Source organism: Methanococcus mangrovi, assembly GCF_054506835.1.
Genome location: NZ_CP197114.1, coordinates 35,207 through 52,578 on the forward strand (window position 1 = coordinate 35,207; position 17,372 = coordinate 52,578).

General features: G+C 32.9%; 17 protein-coding genes. 11 read left to right on the top strand and 6 right to left on the bottom strand.

What is annotated here, in order from left to right; all coding sequences use genetic code 11:
- The first annotated feature begins 37 nt into the window (after nt 1-37).
- Nucleotides 38-1,267, top strand: a complete 1,230-nt coding sequence (locus tag ACS5L2_RS00190; RefSeq protein WP_459201753.1) for an aldo/keto reductase — start codon at nt 38-40, stop codon at nt 1,265-1,267.
- Nucleotides 1,268-1,283: 16 nt separating this feature from the next.
- Here the strand turns inward: ACS5L2_RS00190 and ACS5L2_RS00195 are convergent, their stop codons facing one another.
- Nucleotides 1,284-1,838, bottom strand: a complete 555-nt coding sequence (locus ACS5L2_RS00195) for a helix-turn-helix domain-containing protein (protein ID WP_459201754.1) — start codon at nt 1,836-1,838, stop codon at nt 1,284-1,286.
- 137 nt (nt 1,839-1,975) lie between these two features.
- Here ACS5L2_RS00195 and ACS5L2_RS00200 point away from each other — a divergent pair, with 137 nt between their 5' ends.
- Both ACS5L2_RS00200 and ACS5L2_RS00205 read left to right on the top strand, forming a co-directional pair.
- Complete coding sequence (locus ACS5L2_RS00200; protein WP_459201755.1) at nt 1,976-2,875, top strand: DMT family transporter; 900 nt, start codon at nt 1,976-1,978, stop codon at nt 2,873-2,875.
- A gap of 97 nt (nt 2,876-2,972) precedes the next feature.
- Nucleotides 2,973-3,641 carry a DUF434 domain-containing protein gene (locus ACS5L2_RS00205; RefSeq protein WP_459201756.1) on the top strand — a complete coding sequence of 223 codons (669 nt, stop codon included), beginning with the start codon at nt 2,973-2,975 and terminating at the stop codon, nt 3,639-3,641.
- A 1-nt stretch (nt 3,642) separates the two neighbouring features.
- Here the strand turns inward: ACS5L2_RS00205 and glyS are convergent, their stop codons facing one another.
- The 3 genes from glyS to ACS5L2_RS00220 are packed head-to-tail and all read right to left on the bottom strand — an operon-like array spanning nt 3,643 to nt 6,823.
- Complete coding sequence (gene glyS, locus ACS5L2_RS00210) at nt 3,643-5,367, bottom strand: glycine--tRNA ligase (RefSeq protein WP_459201757.1); 1,725 nt, start codon at nt 5,365-5,367, stop codon at nt 3,643-3,645.
- Between the two features lie 11 nt (nt 5,368-5,378).
- Nucleotides 5,379-6,260: a triphosphoribosyl-dephospho-CoA synthase gene (locus ACS5L2_RS00215; protein WP_459201758.1), complete on the bottom strand. Its 882-nt coding sequence runs from the start codon at nt 6,258-6,260 to the stop codon at nt 5,379-5,381.
- Nucleotides 6,261-6,271: 11 nt separating this feature from the next.
- Nucleotides 6,272-6,823: an XTP/dITP diphosphatase gene (locus ACS5L2_RS00220; protein ID WP_459201759.1), complete on the bottom strand. Its 552-nt coding sequence runs from the start codon at nt 6,821-6,823 to the stop codon at nt 6,272-6,274.
- Between the two features lie 113 nt (nt 6,824-6,936).
- Between ACS5L2_RS00220 and ACS5L2_RS00225 the strand changes: the two genes are divergently transcribed.
- Nucleotides 6,937-7,347, top strand: a complete 411-nt coding sequence (locus ACS5L2_RS00225) for a winged helix-turn-helix domain-containing protein (protein ID WP_459201760.1) — start codon at nt 6,937-6,939, stop codon at nt 7,345-7,347.
- Between the two features lie 23 nt (nt 7,348-7,370).
- Here ACS5L2_RS00225 and ACS5L2_RS00230 read toward each other — a convergent pair whose 3' ends face one another.
- Both ACS5L2_RS00230 and ACS5L2_RS00235 read right to left on the bottom strand, forming a co-directional pair.
- Nucleotides 7,371-9,446, bottom strand: a complete 2,076-nt coding sequence (locus ACS5L2_RS00230; RefSeq protein ID WP_459201761.1) for a heavy metal translocating P-type ATPase — start codon at nt 9,444-9,446, stop codon at nt 7,371-7,373.
- A 2-nt stretch (nt 9,447-9,448) separates the two neighbouring features.
- Complete coding sequence (locus tag ACS5L2_RS00235; RefSeq protein WP_459201762.1) at nt 9,449-9,793, bottom strand: ArsR/SmtB family transcription factor; 345 nt, start codon at nt 9,791-9,793, stop codon at nt 9,449-9,451.
- Nucleotides 9,794-9,905: 112 nt separating this feature from the next.
- Here ACS5L2_RS00235 and ACS5L2_RS00240 point away from each other — a divergent pair, with 112 nt between their 5' ends.
- The 7 genes from ACS5L2_RS00240 to hemL all read left to right on the top strand — a co-directional run bounded on the left by ACS5L2_RS00240 (nt 9,906) and on the right by hemL (nt 17,193).
- Nucleotides 9,906-10,643 (top strand): hypothetical protein, encoded by a 738-nt coding sequence (locus ACS5L2_RS00240; RefSeq protein ID WP_459201763.1) that lies wholly within the window; start codon nt 9,906-9,908, stop codon nt 10,641-10,643.
- 439 nt (nt 10,644-11,082) lie between these two features.
- Nucleotides 11,083-12,006, top strand: a complete 924-nt coding sequence (locus tag ACS5L2_RS00245) for a manganese-dependent inorganic pyrophosphatase (RefSeq protein WP_459201764.1) — start codon at nt 11,083-11,085, stop codon at nt 12,004-12,006.
- Between the two features lie 158 nt (nt 12,007-12,164).
- Nucleotides 12,165-13,634 carry a sodium:solute symporter family protein gene (locus tag ACS5L2_RS00250; RefSeq protein WP_459201765.1) on the top strand — a complete coding sequence of 490 codons (1,470 nt, stop codon included), beginning with the start codon at nt 12,165-12,167 and terminating at the stop codon, nt 13,632-13,634.
- A gap of 195 nt (nt 13,635-13,829) precedes the next feature.
- Nucleotides 13,830-15,302, top strand: coding sequence for a sodium/proline symporter PutP (gene putP, locus ACS5L2_RS00255; protein WP_459201766.1), 1,473 nt, complete (start codon nt 13,830-13,832; stop codon nt 15,300-15,302).
- 73 nt (nt 15,303-15,375) lie between these two features.
- On the top strand, nt 15,376-15,615 hold the full coding sequence (locus ACS5L2_RS00260; RefSeq protein ID WP_459201767.1) for a hypothetical protein: 240 nt from the start codon (nt 15,376-15,378) through the stop codon (nt 15,613-15,615).
- Between the two features lie 9 nt (nt 15,616-15,624).
- Nucleotides 15,625-15,900, top strand: a complete 276-nt coding sequence (locus ACS5L2_RS00265; RefSeq protein ID WP_459201768.1) for an EMC6-like membrane protein — start codon at nt 15,625-15,627, stop codon at nt 15,898-15,900.
- A gap of 9 nt (nt 15,901-15,909) precedes the next feature.
- Entirely contained in the window at nt 15,910-17,193 is a 1,284-nt protein-coding gene (gene hemL / locus ACS5L2_RS00270; RefSeq protein WP_459201769.1) for a glutamate-1-semialdehyde 2,1-aminomutase, read from the top strand.
- Nucleotides 17,194-17,372 lie beyond the last annotated feature (179 nt).

Genomic DNA, 17,372 nt, shown 5'->3' on the forward strand with positions numbered 1-17,372 from the left:
AGTTTTATTTTTAATTTTTTTAAAGAACGGGGAAAAAATGCAGTATCGTGAAATTAAGAAAACAGGGGATAAAATTTCAGCACTCGGATTTGGTGCAATGAGGCTTCCGACTAAAAATGGAATGATTGACAAAGAACGTGCAAAAAAACAGATATATTACGCGATAGATAACGGGGTAAACTTTATCGATACGGCATTTCCATATCATGGTGGAGCCAGTGAGTCTTTTTTAGGAGAAATTCTTTCAAATGAATACCGAAATAAAATAAAACTTTCAACAAAACTACCACAGTGGTCTGTTAAAAAATATGAAGATATGGAAATGTATCTTGATATGCAGCTTAAAAAATTAAAAACAGATTTTATCGATTACTATTTTATTCACAGCCTTTCAAAAGATAGCTGGGCTAAAATGAAAGAATTGGGAGTTTTAAAATTTTTAGATAATGCAAAAAAGAGCGGAAAAATAAAATATGCATGTTTTTCTTACCACGACAATACTGATACTTTTAAAGAGATAATTGACGCATATGATTGGGATGCAGGTTTGATACAGTATAATTATTTGGATGAACAAAATCAGGCCGGAACTGAAGGTTTGAAATATGCGGCATCAAAAGGAATTGGTGTATTTATAATGGAACCTTTAAGGGGCGGAAATCTGTCAAATAAAGTTCCAAAAGAAGCAGAACAAATTTTTAACAGCTATAATGTTAAAAGAACTCCTGCGGACTGGGCACTGCGGTGGGTTTTAAATCACCCGGAAGTCACATGTGTTCTTTCTGGAATGAATGAAGACTCCCATGTAAAAGAAAATTTAAAAGTTGCAGAGGAAACTACTCCAAATTCTCTTTCAAACGAAGAATTGGAAATTTATGATAAAGTAAAAGAAGTTTATCGAAGATTAATGAAAATAAACTGTACGGGTTGTGGATACTGTATGCCCTGTCCATTTGGGGTAGATATTCCTGCGTGTTTTTCAATGTACAATGAAAAAAGCATTTTTAACGATAAAAAGACTGGATTTTTGTATCTTGCAAGGTTAGGTGGGGTTATGGGTGGTGAAGAGTCTCATGCGAGCCTTTGTACAAATTGCGGTAAATGTGTTAAAGCATGCCCGCAGAATCTTGATATTCCCGCATTATTAAAAGACGTTTCAAAAGAACTTGGTGGAAAAGGATTTAATTTAAAAATAAAACTTGCCAAAATTGCAATGTCGATTTATGGTTCTTTTAATTCCTTAAAACAAAAAATATCGAAAAATTAAGTTATTTTTATTTTATTTATTTTGGGTAATATATTATCATGTGCATTTTTGTCATTTCTGAACCGTTATTTTCGTATTTGTGTGGTGCATCTGCCTTAAAACGAATTGAATTTCCTTTAGGAATGATGTAAGTATTATCTTCTATTGATAATGTTAATTCGCCTTCATAAACCGTTATTGTTTCTTCTGAATTTTTAATGTGACCCTCTGAACTCATTACCATTCCAGAATCGGCTTCAACGTGATATATCTCAAAGGGTCTACTGTCTTCAAAAGTAAATAATGGATAAGATCTCCATTTTTTGCTGTCATCGTAAATTGGGGAAACTTTCTTAAGTTCTACTATTTTTACATCGGCCTCTTTTTCACTCAAAAGTGACGTAAACGATATTTTCAATCCATTCGCAATTTTTAAAATAGTGGTTATTGTTGGATTTACTTCTTCACGCTCAATCTGTCCGAGCATTCCCTTACTTACTCCAGTAAGCTTTGAAACCGCGTCAAGGCTTAATCCGTTTTCATTTCTTATTTTTTTTAAGTTTTTAGAAATTACGTGGCTAGGATTTTCCATGAATATTACCTTTATTTTTGTATGGTATATCATACGTATCGTATAGCATAATATATTTATACTACATAATATCATACAAAATGTATAACATACTGTACAAAGTTGTTCTTTGATGTATTATTGTAGTGGTGTCATGAATGAAAAAACTTTTGAAAAAATACGAATTATTTCTATTAATGATTCCGGCAGTTTCTTTCGGGGCAGGGGCATTTATCACTGGAAAAATCGGAATTTTGGAACTTTCATGGGATGAATTGACATTTTTAAGATTTTTAATAGCATCTGCAATAATATTACCTTTAGTTTTAAAAACAGAACATAAAAATTTGAAATTAAAGAAAAATGATGAATATTTAGTAATTTTAGCAGGATTATTTGGAATGTTTGGATACCACGCATTGTTTTTCATGTCGCTTGAATATATTACTGCAATAAATTCGGCTTTATTGATGGCAACGACCCCAATGGTTACTTCAATACTTGCAGCAGTAGTTTTAGGAGAATATTTTGGAATTAAACGGATATTTGCCATAATTATTGCATTTTTTGGAGTATTACTCACGATTACAAATGGAAATTTAGAAGTTCTTAAAAGCCTTTCATTTAACATCGGAGATGGTATAATGTTTTCCGCAGTTTTATGCATGGCTTTATACGCAGTAATAAGTAAAAAAGTCGCTCAAAAGTACTCGCCATCGGTAATCTTAACATACGGGTACATTTTAACAGTCATACTTTTGATACCGTATATGATTATAAAAAACCCTGTAAATGCGATATTAAATGCATCTTTCGAAACATGGCTTTCAATAATTTATATGGCGGTTTTCGCATCAGTTTTAGCACAGCTATTACAGCAAATATCTTTAAAATATCACGGGGCAAGTAAAACAATGTTATTTTACCAGTTTGTTCCGATAATCGTAATTGTGCTTTCTGCAATTTTTTTAAAGGAGCCATTTACAAAAATAACTGCAATAAGCACTTTATTTATAATGGGCGGAGTATACATAAATTCAACCATAAAAAGAGACTAGTATCTTTTATTTTTAACTTTTTTTTATACAAGTTAGATTCATAAAAAAATTTATTTCATGAATTTTATAATTTTATTTAATCAACAAAGGCGATTTTATGAACCCATTTTTTGAAACTTATCTGGACTTAAAATATCTTTTAAATCGAAATTACCGGAAAAAATCCGCTTTAGATTTTGTTACAAACCACTATGGGTTAAATGCTTTCGAAAGAAACTTTTTTGGGCGGTGCGTATTTTCTGATGAGCATTTAGAAATTGTAAATAAAAAAAGAACAGATTTTAACGAAGTTTCTAAATCAAAATCTTTTGCAATTGATGGATTTAATGTTTTGATAACTTTAGAATCGTTAATCGAAGGGGTAGCGATATTTTGTGAAGATAATGTAATTCGTGATTTAAAATATCAAAAAGGATACAAATTAACCGAAAAATCTGAAGAAACAATCGAATTTATTTTAAAAAGCATGTTGAATTTAAATTTGAACAATTTTGACGTTTATTTTGATGAACAGACCAGTAAAAGCGGTGAAATTTCAAAAATAACGAGGGGATTAATGGAAAAATATTCAGTTTCTGGAGAAGTTATTTTATCAAAAAAAGTCGATTTCGAGCTCAAACGATACGAATTTGTTGCAACATCTGATTTTCATATAATTAAAAGTGTAGTTGGATTTTTAGATATTCCAAAAATTGTTTCAAAAAATTATAATTTTGATGTTAAAAATTTCTTAGAAATTATCAAAAAAGGAAAATTGGAAGTTTAATTTAAAGTTTATCTTTAATGTATGGCACAACTTCGTTTATCGGGATTCTAAACTGTTCTCTTGAATCTCTTTCTCTAATTGTAACTGAACTGTCTTTTAAGGTTTCTCCATCGATAGTTACACAGAAAGGAGTTCCTACTTCGTCCATTCTCATGTATCTTCTACCGATTGCACCGCTGTCGTCGTATTCTGCAATTAATCCGTTTTCTCTCAATTTATTTTTCAAATCCATTGCAATTTCAGGCATTCCTTCTTTGTTAACAAGTGGGAAAACACCGACCTTTATCGGGGAAACTGCATTTGAAAAGCCCATTACAGTTCTATCTTCCTCTTCTTTGAAAGCATGTTCCATAACACAGTAAGTAATCCTGTCGATACCGTATGAAGGCTCTATCACGTGAGGAATTATTTTTTCTCCTTTAACGGTCTTTTTAACTTTTTTAGCAGTTAAATATTCTTTTAATATTTCAAAGTCTCTCGCACAAGTTTTTAAAACGTATTTTCCTTCTGTTTCAAGAGCTTCTACCAATTCTTCCATTTTTTTGTCATCTAATTCTTTTAAAGACTCTTCTAAAACTTTCGCATCGCCTTTAAATGTTCTACCGACTAATTTGTAGTTTAATTCGATTTCGTAAGCTTCAACTTCATGTTCTTCGTCAAGGTCTACAAATACTGAGAGGTCTTCACCACTGTTTTTCATGTGGGCCAATAAATCGTAGTTGGTCCTGTCGGCAATACCTACACACTCGATCCAGCCGTATCTATCAGTATATAGTTCAGCATCCCAACAATCAGCAGCATAGTGTGCCATTTCGTTTGGAAGGTGCTGTCTGAATCTTAATTTTGATTCATCGATTCCAATTTCCATCAAGAATTTTTTTGTAACTGCAATATAATATGCAATTGCTTCGTGTGCGATTATTCCATTTTTAACGGCATCAGAAAGACTCATTCTAACAACTTTTTCTTCAGCACTTAATGATTCGTTTTCCTGATTTTTACCGGAGAGTAATGGTAGAACTATCTCTTTTACGCTTTCAAATTTCTCAAAGTTCTCTTTTTTCCTTGAATCAATGAAAAATTCACCTTCAGCTTGAGTAAATTCTCTTAACCTTATAACACCCTGTCTTGGGGAAATTTCGTTTCTGTATGCTTTTCCAATCTGAACTGCACCAAATGGAAGTTTGTTTCTAAAGAACTGGCTTATTCTTTTAAACTGTATGAATATACCTTGGGCGGTTTCTGGTCTCATGAATGCAGCTCTTTTTCCACCCGGGCCAATCGAAGTTGCAAACATCAAATTGAACGTGCTAACTTCTTTAAATTCTCCACCACATTTTGGACACTTGATGTTATTTTTTACAATCATTTCCTGAAGTTCCTGTAAAGTTTTACCTTCGGTATCAACATCAACATTTTCTTCGATAATGTGGTCAGCCCTAAATGATTCAAGACATTCTTTACATTCTACAAGCGGGTCTGTGAAGTTTTCAACGTGTCCGGATGCTTTTAAAACTTCGTAAGGAGTTACAGTTGGGCTATCTATTTCATAAAATCCTTCATTTACGATATAGTGCTTTCTCCACGTGTTTATGACGTTGTTTTTCAAAATTGCACCAAGTGGCCCGTAGTCAAAAAATCCTGCAATACCGCCGTATATTTCAAAAGAATTCCACAAGAATCCTCTTCTTTTAGTTAAATCAATAATTTTATCGTATTTATCCATAAAATCACCTTTTAATAAAGTATCGTTTTTTCGTTGCTGATTCTATCGAGTAAAAATATTAACAGTGAAGACGCTATCAAATCTGCCGTAGTTCCGGGATTTAACTTATTACCATCTTTTGATAAAAATTTATCGAATTCCAAAACTGATTTTTCATTGAAGTTATTTAAAACTTCTTTAGCTTTTTCTGAAACCATTTTAGAGTCATCGATACCTTTTTTCCTTGCAATCAACGTGTCAGGATAATTTGAAAGTAGATTGATAAATGTTTTGGTAACTGCGATATTGATGTTATTGTATGTTTCATAGTATTCATTTATTAAATTATAGCCTTTGTATGATATCTTAAAATTTTCGGTCCATTCGTTTGAGATACTGTCCCATGTAGAGGAGATTTTAAAAACATCATAAAGAGTAAGATTTTTTTCGATAAGTTCGTCTTTAGCATCCTTACTTTTTAAATCCGGCCCGTTTTCAGGAGCATTAACAAAAGCAAGTGCGATTTCAATTGCAGCATACACATCAATTGCATCTTGAACAGTCGTGTTTTTAATGATTTTTTCTGTTTCTTTTTTTAGTCCAGATTCGCTAAATTTATCGAGATTTGACGCGGCAATTGCAATAGGCATGTGAAGCATTATTATTCCAAGGTTTGCATTCGTTGGAGACCATTTTTTGGATTCAATGACTCCTTTTTTAATAAAGTTTCCGATATTATTTTTTTCAAGGCAGGCTTCGTATATTACATCCCCAAATGCAATTCCGGAGCTTATAAAGTGGTGATATTTTATATCGTCGTAGTCCCTATTTTTATGGACGTTTCCAGGTTTAAAGCTTCCAACCTCAAAGCAACAGGCGATTTGGGAAGCTTTCATAATGTCAAATGCTTTCATTTTTTCACTAATTAAAGATTTTCTAAATAGTTCTTAAGCTCGTAAAATGCTCTTTTTCTGTGTGATATTTCGCTTTTTTCTTCAGTAGTCATTTCTGCAAAAGTTTTAGTTTCCCTTTCTGGAATAAAAATACTGTCGTAGGCAAAACCAAATCCTCCGTCTTTTATTTCTGTAGAAACCGTTCCTTTTACAATTCCAGTAAATAATTTGATATTGTCGCCATCGTAGTAGCCGATAACTGTTTTAAAGTACGCGTTTCGGTTACTTTCATTTTCTAAAAGTTTTAAAATCCCTTCATTTCCGAGTGTTTCCTGAACGAATTTTGAATAAGTTCCTGGAAAATCGTTTAATTTCTCAACGAAAAATCCGCTGTCTTCAACGATAACCGGCCTATTGAATTTTTCAAAAACTTCCAAAACTCCAAATGCAGAAACTTCTTCGAGTCTCCCCTGAACTTCCGCATAAGGAACTTCAATCTGTTCGATTTCGCAATTAACGTCTTTTAATATAATTTTTGCTTCATCAACCTTATTTTGATTCCCTGTTGCAAAATAAATTTTCATAAAATCACCAGAATGCAAACTGCCTAATTTCAATACTATCTTTAAATCGGGCTTGCACATATTTATAGCCTTACAAAAAAATAATTTTATTGTAAACTATCTGGGGGGATATAATGGTTAAACCTGAAATTAGGGAATTAAATAGATTTCAATTAAACCTTCTTTCAGCATTTGAAGGGAGCGTGCTGTCAGTAGAAGAAATTGAAAAATTGTACATTGAACATAAATTGAAACATTATGGGGAAGATAGGGAATCCGTAAAAGAATTGATATTTGATTTAGAAAAAGGATTTTTTAAATTAAATGACGAAGTTATCAAAGAATATGTTGAAACTTTGTACAATGTTTATAACAGTCCATGTAAAGAATCGATTGATAGATATGAAATGATTTTAGAAGACATTGGCTTTAAAAAGGTTGAAAAATATTTAGAAGAATTGGAAAAGTCAGCATACATCTCAAAACTCGGAGATGGATACAATATAACCGAAAAAGGTTCAGAAATGTTAAAACACAAAAAATAATATTTTTTTTATTTTATTAAATCTTATTTTAAAATTCTAACGGCATTTAATACCGAAAGAAGGGCAACTCCAACGTCTGCAAAGACAGCCTGCCACATTGTGGTTTCTCCAAAGATTCCAAGAGTAATGAATGATATTTTTACCATTAAAATAACAAAAATGTTTTGGAATGCAATATTTTGTGTTTTTTTCGAAATTTTAATTGCAGAAATTAATTTTGAGGGTTTATCGTTCATTATAACGACATCTGCAGTTTCAATTGCTGCATCGCTTCCAAGGGTTCCCATCGAGATTCCAACATCTGCTCTTGCAATTACCGGTGCATCGTTAATCCCTTCACCAACAAATGCAATGGTTTCTTTTTTAGACTTATTCGCTTCAATTTCTTCGATTATTCTAACTTTATCTTCAGGAAGAAGTTCTGAGTAATATTCGTCAAGTTCGAGTTTAGAGGCAATTTTTTCAGCAATATCTTTTTTATCCCCTGTAAGCATTGAAACTTTTTTAATGCCGAGTTTTTTAAGTTCCAAAACTGTTTCCTTTGAATCTCTCTTTAATTTATCTGAAATTACGATATATCCTGCATAAACCCCATCAACTGCAAAATGGACTGCAGTTTCGTAAACATCTAATTTTTCAAAGTTTATGTTTTTTTCTTCCATCAGCTTTTCATTTCCCGCAATTATCTCGCTACCATTTATTTTTGAGATTATTCCTTTCCCTAAAACTTCACTAAATTCTTCAAAATCATCAAGGGAAGTTTTACACGAAATTGTTCCAAAATCCATAATGGTTTTTGCAATCGGGTGGTTTGAGTTACATTCTACCATTTTAGCAATTTCAAGAAGCCTTTTTCCACTAAATTCGTTTTTTGGAACGACTTTTGTAACTTTAAACTTTCCTTCAGTCAAAGTTCCGGTTTTATCAAATGAAACGTAGGTGGTTTTACTTAAAACATCGATATAATTTGAACCTTTTACCAAAATTCCTTCTTTTGCAAGTCTTCCAATTCCTGCAAAGTATCCGAGCGGAATTGATAACACGAGGGCACAAGGGCACGAAATAACCAATAAAATCAAGGCTTTATAAATCCACGGGATAAATGGTTCGTTAAATAATATTGGCGGAACAACTGCAAGTATTGCTGCAATAAATACAATAATCGGAGTATAAATTTTTGCAAATTTTGTGATAAATTTCTCAGTTTTTGTTTTGTTAATGCTTGCAGACTCAACGAGGTTTAAAATTTTAGAAACTGCTGAATCACTGAAATTTTTAGTGGTCTGAACTGTTAAAAGCCCGCTTAGATTAATCATTCCGGATAATATTTCGTCGTCACGGTTTACCGATTTTGGAGTACTTTCTCCAGTTAACGCAGAAGTATCCAAACTCGATTTTCCATTTAAAACTATTCCATCAATTGGAACTTTTTCTCCAGGTTTTATAACGATAGTCTGGCCAATCTGTACATTTTCAGGCTTTACTTTTATCGTTTCCCCGTTTTCAAGAACATTTGCATATTCTGCTTTTATCGAAACGAGTGATTTTATCGAATTTCTGGATTTTGTTACTGCAATGTTTTGGAAAAATTCTCCAATGCTGTAGAATAACATTACTGCAACTCCTTCAGGATATTCTCCAATTAAAAATGCTCCGATAGTTGCAATACTCATTAATAAATTTTCGTCAAAGAAATCGAGCCTTTTAATATTTTGAAATGTTTTTTTAAGTACTTTGTGCCCAACTAAAATATAGCTTACAATGAAAAATAACAGTTCAATATTTAACGAATATCCAAAATAACTGCTAAAAAGTCCAAGAACGAAAAAAACCGAAGAAATAATTATCTTTTTTAATTCATTATAATCGATTTCGTTTGTTATTTTTATTTCAGACTGTTTTGGGATTACAGTTACTCCGGGCTCAATAGATATTACTATTTTGGTAATTTTTTCAAGGTCTACCTCTTCTTCATTCAATATCAGTTCGCTTGTGGCCATATTGATAATTGCAGACGAGTAACCCTGTTCTTTTAATAATTTTTCAATTTTTGAAGCGCATCCTGCACAGCACAATCCTTTAAGAATATATTTTTGCATAATTATTTCTCCAATTCAACAATTTCTTCTAAAAAATTCCTAATTTTTTCATCGTAAAGTTCATAGTATACAAATTTACCTTCTTTTCTAAATTTAACGAGTTTTCTATCACGAAGTATTCGTAACTGGTGTGAAATTGCTGAAATGGATGTATCCGCAATATTTGAAAGTTCACATGAACATAATTCACTTTCTTTCAACGCTAAAAGTATTTTTAACCTATTTGGATCCCCAAAAGAATTCATAATGTTTGAAATATTGGCAATGTCCTCATTCGAGGGCAATTTTTCCAATACTTTCTCAATTTTTTCGTTACGAACTGAAAATTCGCTGCATAACTCGGACAAACTATCACCTATATTTGAACAATTGTTCAAATGTTATATATAATTTTTTATATTTGTATATTGAAAATTAACAATTACAATTCTTACAAAAAACTCAGTCCAAGCGATACTTATGAAAACAAAACAGCACAAAATATTTTGGATATCTGCGTTAGTAGCTTCGATATTAATGTATATCGTCCAGTATGCAGTATTTAATGATTATTTAGGAATAATAAATTCGTTTTTTGGAAAAATAGCGTTTGTCCCCATCCAGGTATTCTTAATAACGGTAGTAATTTCTGGAATTTTAAGTGATATGGAAAAAAGCGCGAGACTTGAAAAATTAAACATATTAATTGGCACATTTTTCAGTGAAACCGGAACTAAATCTTTAAAATATTTCTCGAAAATCGACCCAAATATTGAAGAAATCGGAAATAAATTGAAAGTCACAGATTCATGGTCAGACGAAGACTTTAAAAATGCGCTGAATTACGCTAAAAATAGAGATTATATTTTAAATGCTTCAAAAGAAGATATTTTAGAAATTTATGAATTTTTATCAAAAAATAAAGAGTTTTTAATGAGACTTTTGGAAAATCCAAATTTAATGGAGCATGAACATTTTACTGAATTACTTAGGGCGATTTTTCATCTTTTAGAAGAGCTTGAAAGTCGTGAAAATTTGCATGAAAGTTCCGAAAACGATATAGAACATTTAAAAGGAGACATGGTTCGTTCATACAGATTGATAACAATAGAATGGGTAAATTACATGAAATATTTGAAAAACAATTATCCATATTTGTTTTCTCTTGCGATGAGGAGAAATCCATTTGATAAATCTGCTAAAACATCTTTAAAATAGTATTCTTTAATTTTAATTTTTACTTCTATTTTCTTTTTCATTGAAAAAGTGTCCCTCGACATTAACACCAACTTTCATCCTTGGAAAACACCATGTCGGTCAGTTAACCCTATGTCGAGAGTAATGTACGAATTTTTGCTGTATTGTGATCACAGTAAGGATCCTACCAACTCTTACAACTCGCCCAAAAATTCGATTAAAGTCTTGTTACTCCAATTTCGAACCCGCTATCACAGCGAGAGTATTCACAAGCTCCATGTAGGTCGGTTAATTGGAGATGTTTTTAATAAGTATCATTATGTATTTATAGTCTTTCCCGGCTCAGTTCAAAAACCTACGGTTTCTTGACTTCCCTTTTAATATATCACTATTTATTTATAGTCTTTCCAGACTTAGTTATTATAAAAATCATTAAATTTTTTCATTTTTGGTGATATAGATGATGTACATTGTAGGCCACAAAAATCCTGATTCAGATAGTATCTGTTCTGCAATAGCACTTGCATATTTCTTAGATGCATTTCCTGCAAGACTTGGAGAACTAAATCCAGAATCACAGTTTATTTTAAAGAGATTTGGATTAATGGAACCAGAATTAATTAAAACTGCGGAAGGAAAAGAATTATTTTTAGTAGATCACGCAGAAAAATCACAAAACCTCGATGATTTTGACAAAGGAAAATTAATTGGAATTATCGACCACCACAAAATCGGTATTTCAACGTCTGAACCAATTATCTACCTCTCAAAACCTGTTGGATCAACTGCAAGTGTAATTGCTGAACTCTACTTTAGAGGAATACTCGACATTATCGGCGGAAAAAACAAGGAATTAAAAGCAGACATTGCAGGGGTTTTACTTTCAGCAATCCTTTCAGATACATTACTCTTTAAATCACCTACAGCAACATCACTCGATAAGGAATTAGCTGAAAAATTAGCTGAAATCGCAGGAATTTCAGACATGACTGCATACGGAATGGAAATGCTAACTGCAAAATCAACAGTTGGTAAAATGACTCCAGAAGAAATTTTACACATTGATTATAAACCATTTGACATGAGCGGTAAAAAGGTAGGTATCGGTCAAGCTGAAGTAATCGATATATCCGAAGTTGCATCCAAAAAAGAAGCAATTCAAAATTTAATCGACGAAATGGCAGAAAAAGAAGGATACGAGATGGTATTGTTCCTTGTAACGGATATCATGAAAGAAGGAAGTGAAGTTTTAGTTGCAGGAAACAAATCTGCTTTTGAAACTGTATTTGGAATTAAATTGGATGGAAACAGTGTATTTATTGACGGAATGATGTCAAGAAAGAAACAGGTAGTTCCTCCGCTTGAAAAATACTATTCAAATTAATTATTTTCAATATTTTAGAATTTTATTCAGTTATTACGCTTTTTTTTCAAATTTTTCAAAAAGTTAGATAAATATAAATAAAAATATCGTAAATTATGAATTATATTGTTGAATTTTAACTATTTTTTCAAATGTTATCAAAGTTTTAGAGGTTAACTATGTGGCACTATGTGTTTTTGGCGGTTTATGTTGCTATGATTATAGGAATAGCTACTGTAACGAAAAAAAAGATAAGAGGGGTTTCTGACTTTTTACTCGGGGGAAGAAACGTAAACCCCTGGATGTCTGCGTTTTCATACGGTACAGCTTACTTTTCAGCGGTTATTTTTATAGGTTTTGCCGGAAAAATGGGTTGGAGTTTTGGAATCCCTACAATGTGGATAGTTGTTGGAAATACGATTATTGGAAGCTTTTTAGCATGGCAGGTTCTCGGTAAAAAAACAAGAGAAATGACGCAGAGACTTGGCGCTTCAACAATGCCGAATTTTTTAGAAAAAAGGTATAAAAGTAAGAATTTGGAATCATTAACTGCGTTTATTATCTTTTTCTTCTTAGTTCCATACTCTGCATCAATATATAAAGGTTTAAACTTTTTATTTGAAGGATTTGGGATATCTCCGATGAATGCATATATTTTAATGGCCGCATTAACTGCGATATATTTATATTTCGGAGGATTTATTGCAGCAACACTTGCAGACTTTGTTCAGGGCTGTATCATGATTTTAGGGGTACTTTTGATGGTATTCTTTTTAAGCAGTAACCCTGAAGTTGGCGGGTTTTCCGGAATGCTATCAACGTTAAGTTCAATAGACCCAATGTTGGTAACCCCCATAAACGAAGCAAGCTTTATTCCAATAATGGGTCTTGCATTACTAACGAGTATCGGTAGCTGGGGTCTTCCGCAGATGATACACAAGTTTTACACGATAAAAAGTGAAAAAGCAGCTGTTTCTGCAAAATGGGTTTCAACAGTATTTGCATTCATTATTACATTTGGTGCAGCATATATTGGAACAGTAAGTCGGGTTTTCTACCCCGATGCTGCTTCAAAAGCTGCAGCAGGCTTAACAAGCCCTGACATGATAGTTCCAAAAATAATGGAAATTGCACTTCCTGACTGGGTTGCAGCATTAATCCTCGTACTTGTAATTTCAGCTTCAATGTCTACTTTGGCCTCACTCGTACTTGCTTCAAGTTCCGTTGTTTCAATAGACTTTGTAAAAGGAAGATTAAAACCAGATTTATCTGATAAAAATACGATGATATTGATGAGGATTTTGTGTGTCTTATTCGTCGCATTATCATTTATACTTGCAATAGTTCCAAACAGCTACGTTCTCTCATTAATGGCTCTTTCATGGGGTTTGGTATCAGGATGTCTTTTAGCTCCGTATTTTTTGGGCCTTTACTGGAAAAGAACTACAAAACAAGGAGTATGGGCAGGAATCACATCTGCATTAGCAATAATGTTTGGTGGAGCATACTACTTTGGAATAAACAGCGTTTACATGCCAGCAGTTGGTTCTTTAGCAATGATTGCACCGATATTTGTTGTAATGGCGGTAAGTTTAATTACAAAACCATTTGAAAGTGAACATATAGACTACATTTTCAATAAAAAATAACTTTTTTAATTATTTCTACTTTTTAATGTATTTTTGAAGATATTTTTGCCTATTTTAGGCAGTTTTTTTAATCAATTTATTATATCGTTAAAAAACTCATTCAAAATTTGTATATATCATAATCAAGATATTTGGGTGAGTATTACCAAATAGGATTTTCACATCGAGGTGTGATTTTCTAATGGAGTTGAGGTTATGATATCTGAAAATTTGAGCATCGTTTTGGTTTTCATGCTCTATCTGCTCGTGGTAATGGGCGTGGGTATGTATTTTTACAAGCGAAACGAAACGATAAGCGATTATGTGCTTGGCGGCAGAAAATTAAACAGTTGGGTTGCGGCATTAAGTGCGCAAGCCTCAGACATGAGTGGTTGGCTTTTAATGGGTCTTCCAGGAGTTGCATATCTTTCAGGAATGAGTGAAATATGGATTGGTATCGGTCTTGCAATCGGAACTTATCTAAACTGGAAGTTCGTTGCAGAAAGGCTTAGAAGATACACGGAAATTGCAAAAGATTCTATCACAATACCAGTTTACTTGGAAAACAGGTTTAGGGATAAATCTAAATTGTTAAGAATTGTTTCAGCGTTTTTCATTATGCTATTTTTCTTATTGTACACGTCTTCGGGATTAGTTGCCGGTGGAAAATTGTTCAATCTCGTATTTGGGGTAGATTATACTTTGGCAGTTACTATAGGTGCTTTAGTAATTATTGGTTATACATTCCTTGGTGGATTTTTGGCAGTTAGCTGGACTGACTTTATACAAGGTTCCCTCATGTTTATTGCGATATTTTTAATCCCTATCGCAGGTATTGTTCACGTTGGCGGAATTGACGCTACAGTGAATGCGTGGAATTCAATAAGTCCAGATTACATAAATCCATTTACTAACCTTGATGGAGAAGCTCTTGGTGCAATGGGGCTTGCATCAGCGCTTGCATGGGGTCTTGGATACTTTGGAATGCCACACATCCTTGTAAGGTTTATGGCAATCAAATCAGCCGATAAAATTCCAAAGGCAAGAAAAATTGCAACTACGTGGGTTGTAATCAGCCTTTTCATGGCAGTTCTTGTTGGGATGGTCGGTGCAGTAGCTCTTGGAGCACCACTTGATGACCCAGAACACGTATTCATGGCAATGGCAAAAGGATTATTCCCAAGCTTGATTGCAGGATTGTTTTTAGCAGGAGTTTTGGCAGCTATCATGAGTACTGCAGATTCACAGCTTTTAGTTACTGCTTCAGCAATTACTGAAGATATTTATGCATTATTTAACAAAAATGCAAGTCAAAAACAGCTTTTATGGATAAGCAGGTTTGCAGTAATTGCTGTGGCGGCAATAGCTTATTACTTTGCAATAGTTCCAGGAAGCAGCGTTATGGGCCTTGTTTCATACGCATGGGCAGGATTTGGTGGCGCATTTGGACCGGTAATATTGCTTTCGTTATACTGGAAAAGAATGACGAGAAATGGCGCTCTTGCAGGTCTGATTTCCGGGGGACTAATGGTAATTCTTTGGAAAAACTTGAGTGGTGGAATCTTTGATTTATATGAAATCGTTCCAGCATTTTTGCTCGCATCAATAATGATTACAGTTGTAAGTTTACTTGATAAAGAACCATCAATAGAAATTCAAGAAGAGTTCGATAGAGCAGTTTCGAAATGAAATAGAAAAACTAAGAAATAAATATGATAAGTACCAATCATATTTAAAATAATTTTTTATTTTTTGGGGTACCATGCATTATTCAAAGATTAAGCCTGTTTTCAAAGAAGAAGAGCTGTTAATTGACAAGGGTTCGCTAAAAACAAAGCGAAAATTTGCGTTTTTACTCGAGATTAATGACCGCGTACTTACTAACCGCAATTTTTATGTAAATGATGAAGTAGATGTAATTTTAGATTATGTATATACGGATAGCAAAAGACCAAAAGAAAAGATTAAATCTTATATTTTACTCGATATATCAAAAGAATAGGTGTAATTTATGCAATTAGACGCAAAAGTTTCAATTTTTCACGCAATATTTGGTGCAGCATTCGGATACCTTACAAACTACGTATATACGTTTGGTTTAGGTGCGTTTAGCGGTATTGCATCATTTGGATTCATGTTAATCGCATTAATCATTACCGGAAATATCGCTTCAATGGTATTTGGAAGAGAAAGTATGAACCAGAAAGAATGGATGGGAAGCGGAGTAGTTCCATTTTTCTTTATATGGTTAGTATTCTGGGTAATGACGTACAACGGAGTATTTTAAGGTGATTTTGTGGAATTAAATCTCAAAATGGATAGATCAAAAGAACTATTTGAAGAATCAAGAAAATACCTTGTCGGGGGAGTAAATAGCCCTGTAAGGTTATTTAAGCCATTTCCATTTTTTGTAAAATCTGCAAAAGACTGTTTCTTGTACGATGAAGACGGAAACAAATTTATCGACTACTGTTTAGCATACGGGCCAATGGTTTTAGGTCATGCAAACGAAAATATATTAAATGCCGTAAAATCCCAAATGGATTTAGGAACTGCTTACGGAGTCCCAAGCGAAAAAGAAATTACTCTCGCAAAAGAAGTAATAAATAGAATACCTTGTGCAGAAATGGTCAGGTTCGTAAATTCCGGAACAGAAGCTACCATGGGTGCAATAAGGCTTGCAAGGGGAGTTACCAAAAGAGATAAAATTATCAAGTTTGAAGGTGCATTTCACGGTGCTCACGACTACGTGCTTGTAAAAACAGGTAGTGGTGCTTTAACACACGGAGCTCCAAATTCACCCGGAATTCCAGAAGATACTACAAAAAACACGCTTTTAATTCCATTTAACGATGAAGATGCAGTAAGGAAAGTAATTTCTGAAAACAAAGATGAAATTGCATGTATCATTCTTGAACCTGTGATGGGAAACGTTGGATGTATCTTACCAAAAGATGGATATTTACAGTTTTTAAGGGAAATTACTGAAGAAAATGGAATACTTTTAATATTTGATGAAGTTATCACTGGTTTTAGGCTTTCAAAAGGTGGAGCTCAGGAATACTATGGAATAAAATCAGACCTTGCAACCATTGGTAAAATTCTTGGTGGAGGATTTCCAATTGGTGCAATAACGGGTAAAAAAGAATATATGGAACAGTTTTCACCAAATGGACAGATTTATCAGGCAGGTACATTTAATGGAAACCCAATTTCAGTTACTGCGGGAATTGAAACACTTAAAAATCTCGACGATAAATTTTACAAGGAAACAACCAAAAAAGCAGATATTTTATCCAATTGCTTGAGGGAAACTGCTGAAAAATACAATATTCCTGCAAAAGTTTACAATGTAGCTTCTATATTCCAGATTTATTTCAATGAAAAAGATATTGTAACATATGAAGATGCAAAATCAAGCAACACTGAAAAATTCATGAGATATTTCTACACGCTTCTCGAAAACGGTGTATTTGTAGCTCCATCTCAATTTGAATGCTGTTTTACATCGATAAAACATAACGACGAAGTTTTAGAAAAAACAATGAATGCAATCGACATTGCAATGAAAAAATTGTAAAATTTTCTTTTTTTTAATTTTTAAAAATAGCAAATAATTAAAAATTAAATGATTTCAAATAATCACAATCATTATATTTTACAAGTATGTCTAAATGGCCCCGATAGAAGTTATTTTTTGATAGAAAATAGGCATTTTAACAAAATAATATTAATGGGAAAAAAGTCTAAATGGCCCCG

Excerpts from the sequence above, each read along its gene's own strand:
- ACS5L2_RS00200 (WP_459201755.1), top strand. The coding sequence starts at position 1,976 with ATGAAAAAACTTTTGAAAAAATACGAATTATTTCTATTAATGATTCCG.
- ACS5L2_RS00260 (WP_459201767.1), top strand. The coding sequence starts at position 15,376 with ATGCATTATTCAAAGATTAAGCCTGTTTTCAAAGAAGAAGAGCTGTTA.
- ACS5L2_RS00225 (WP_459201760.1), top strand. The coding sequence starts at position 6,937 with ATGGTTAAACCTGAAATTAGGGAATTAAATAGATTTCAATTAAACCTT.
- ACS5L2_RS00195 (WP_459201754.1), bottom strand. The coding sequence starts at position 1,838 with ATGGAAAATCCTAGCCACGTAATTTCTAAAAACTTAAAAAAAATAAGA.
- ACS5L2_RS00205 (WP_459201756.1), top strand. The coding sequence starts at position 2,973 with ATGAACCCATTTTTTGAAACTTATCTGGACTTAAAATATCTTTTAAAT.
- ACS5L2_RS00240 (WP_459201763.1), top strand. The coding sequence starts at position 9,906 with ATGAAAACAAAACAGCACAAAATATTTTGGATATCTGCGTTAGTAGCT.
- ACS5L2_RS00190 (WP_459201753.1), top strand. The coding sequence starts at position 38 with ATGCAGTATCGTGAAATTAAGAAAACAGGGGATAAAATTTCAGCACTC.
- ACS5L2_RS00250 (WP_459201765.1), top strand. The coding sequence starts at position 12,165 with ATGTGGCACTATGTGTTTTTGGCGGTTTATGTTGCTATGATTATAGGA.
- ACS5L2_RS00245 (WP_459201764.1), top strand. The coding sequence starts at position 11,083 with ATGATGTACATTGTAGGCCACAAAAATCCTGATTCAGATAGTATCTGT.
- ACS5L2_RS00220 (WP_459201759.1), bottom strand. The coding sequence starts at position 6,823 with ATGAAAATTTATTTTGCAACAGGGAATCAAAATAAGGTTGATGAAGCA.
- ACS5L2_RS00265 (WP_459201768.1), top strand. The coding sequence starts at position 15,625 with ATGCAATTAGACGCAAAAGTTTCAATTTTTCACGCAATATTTGGTGCA.
- putP (WP_459201766.1), top strand. The coding sequence starts at position 13,830 with ATGATATCTGAAAATTTGAGCATCGTTTTGGTTTTCATGCTCTATCTG.
- glyS (WP_459201757.1), bottom strand. The coding sequence starts at position 5,367 with ATGGATAAATACGATAAAATTATTGATTTAACTAAAAGAAGAGGATTC.
- ACS5L2_RS00215 (WP_459201758.1), bottom strand. The coding sequence starts at position 6,260 with ATGAAAGCATTTGACATTATGAAAGCTTCCCAAATCGCCTGTTGCTTT.
- ACS5L2_RS00230 (WP_459201761.1), bottom strand. The coding sequence starts at position 9,446 with ATGCAAAAATATATTCTTAAAGGATTGTGCTGTGCAGGATGCGCTTCA.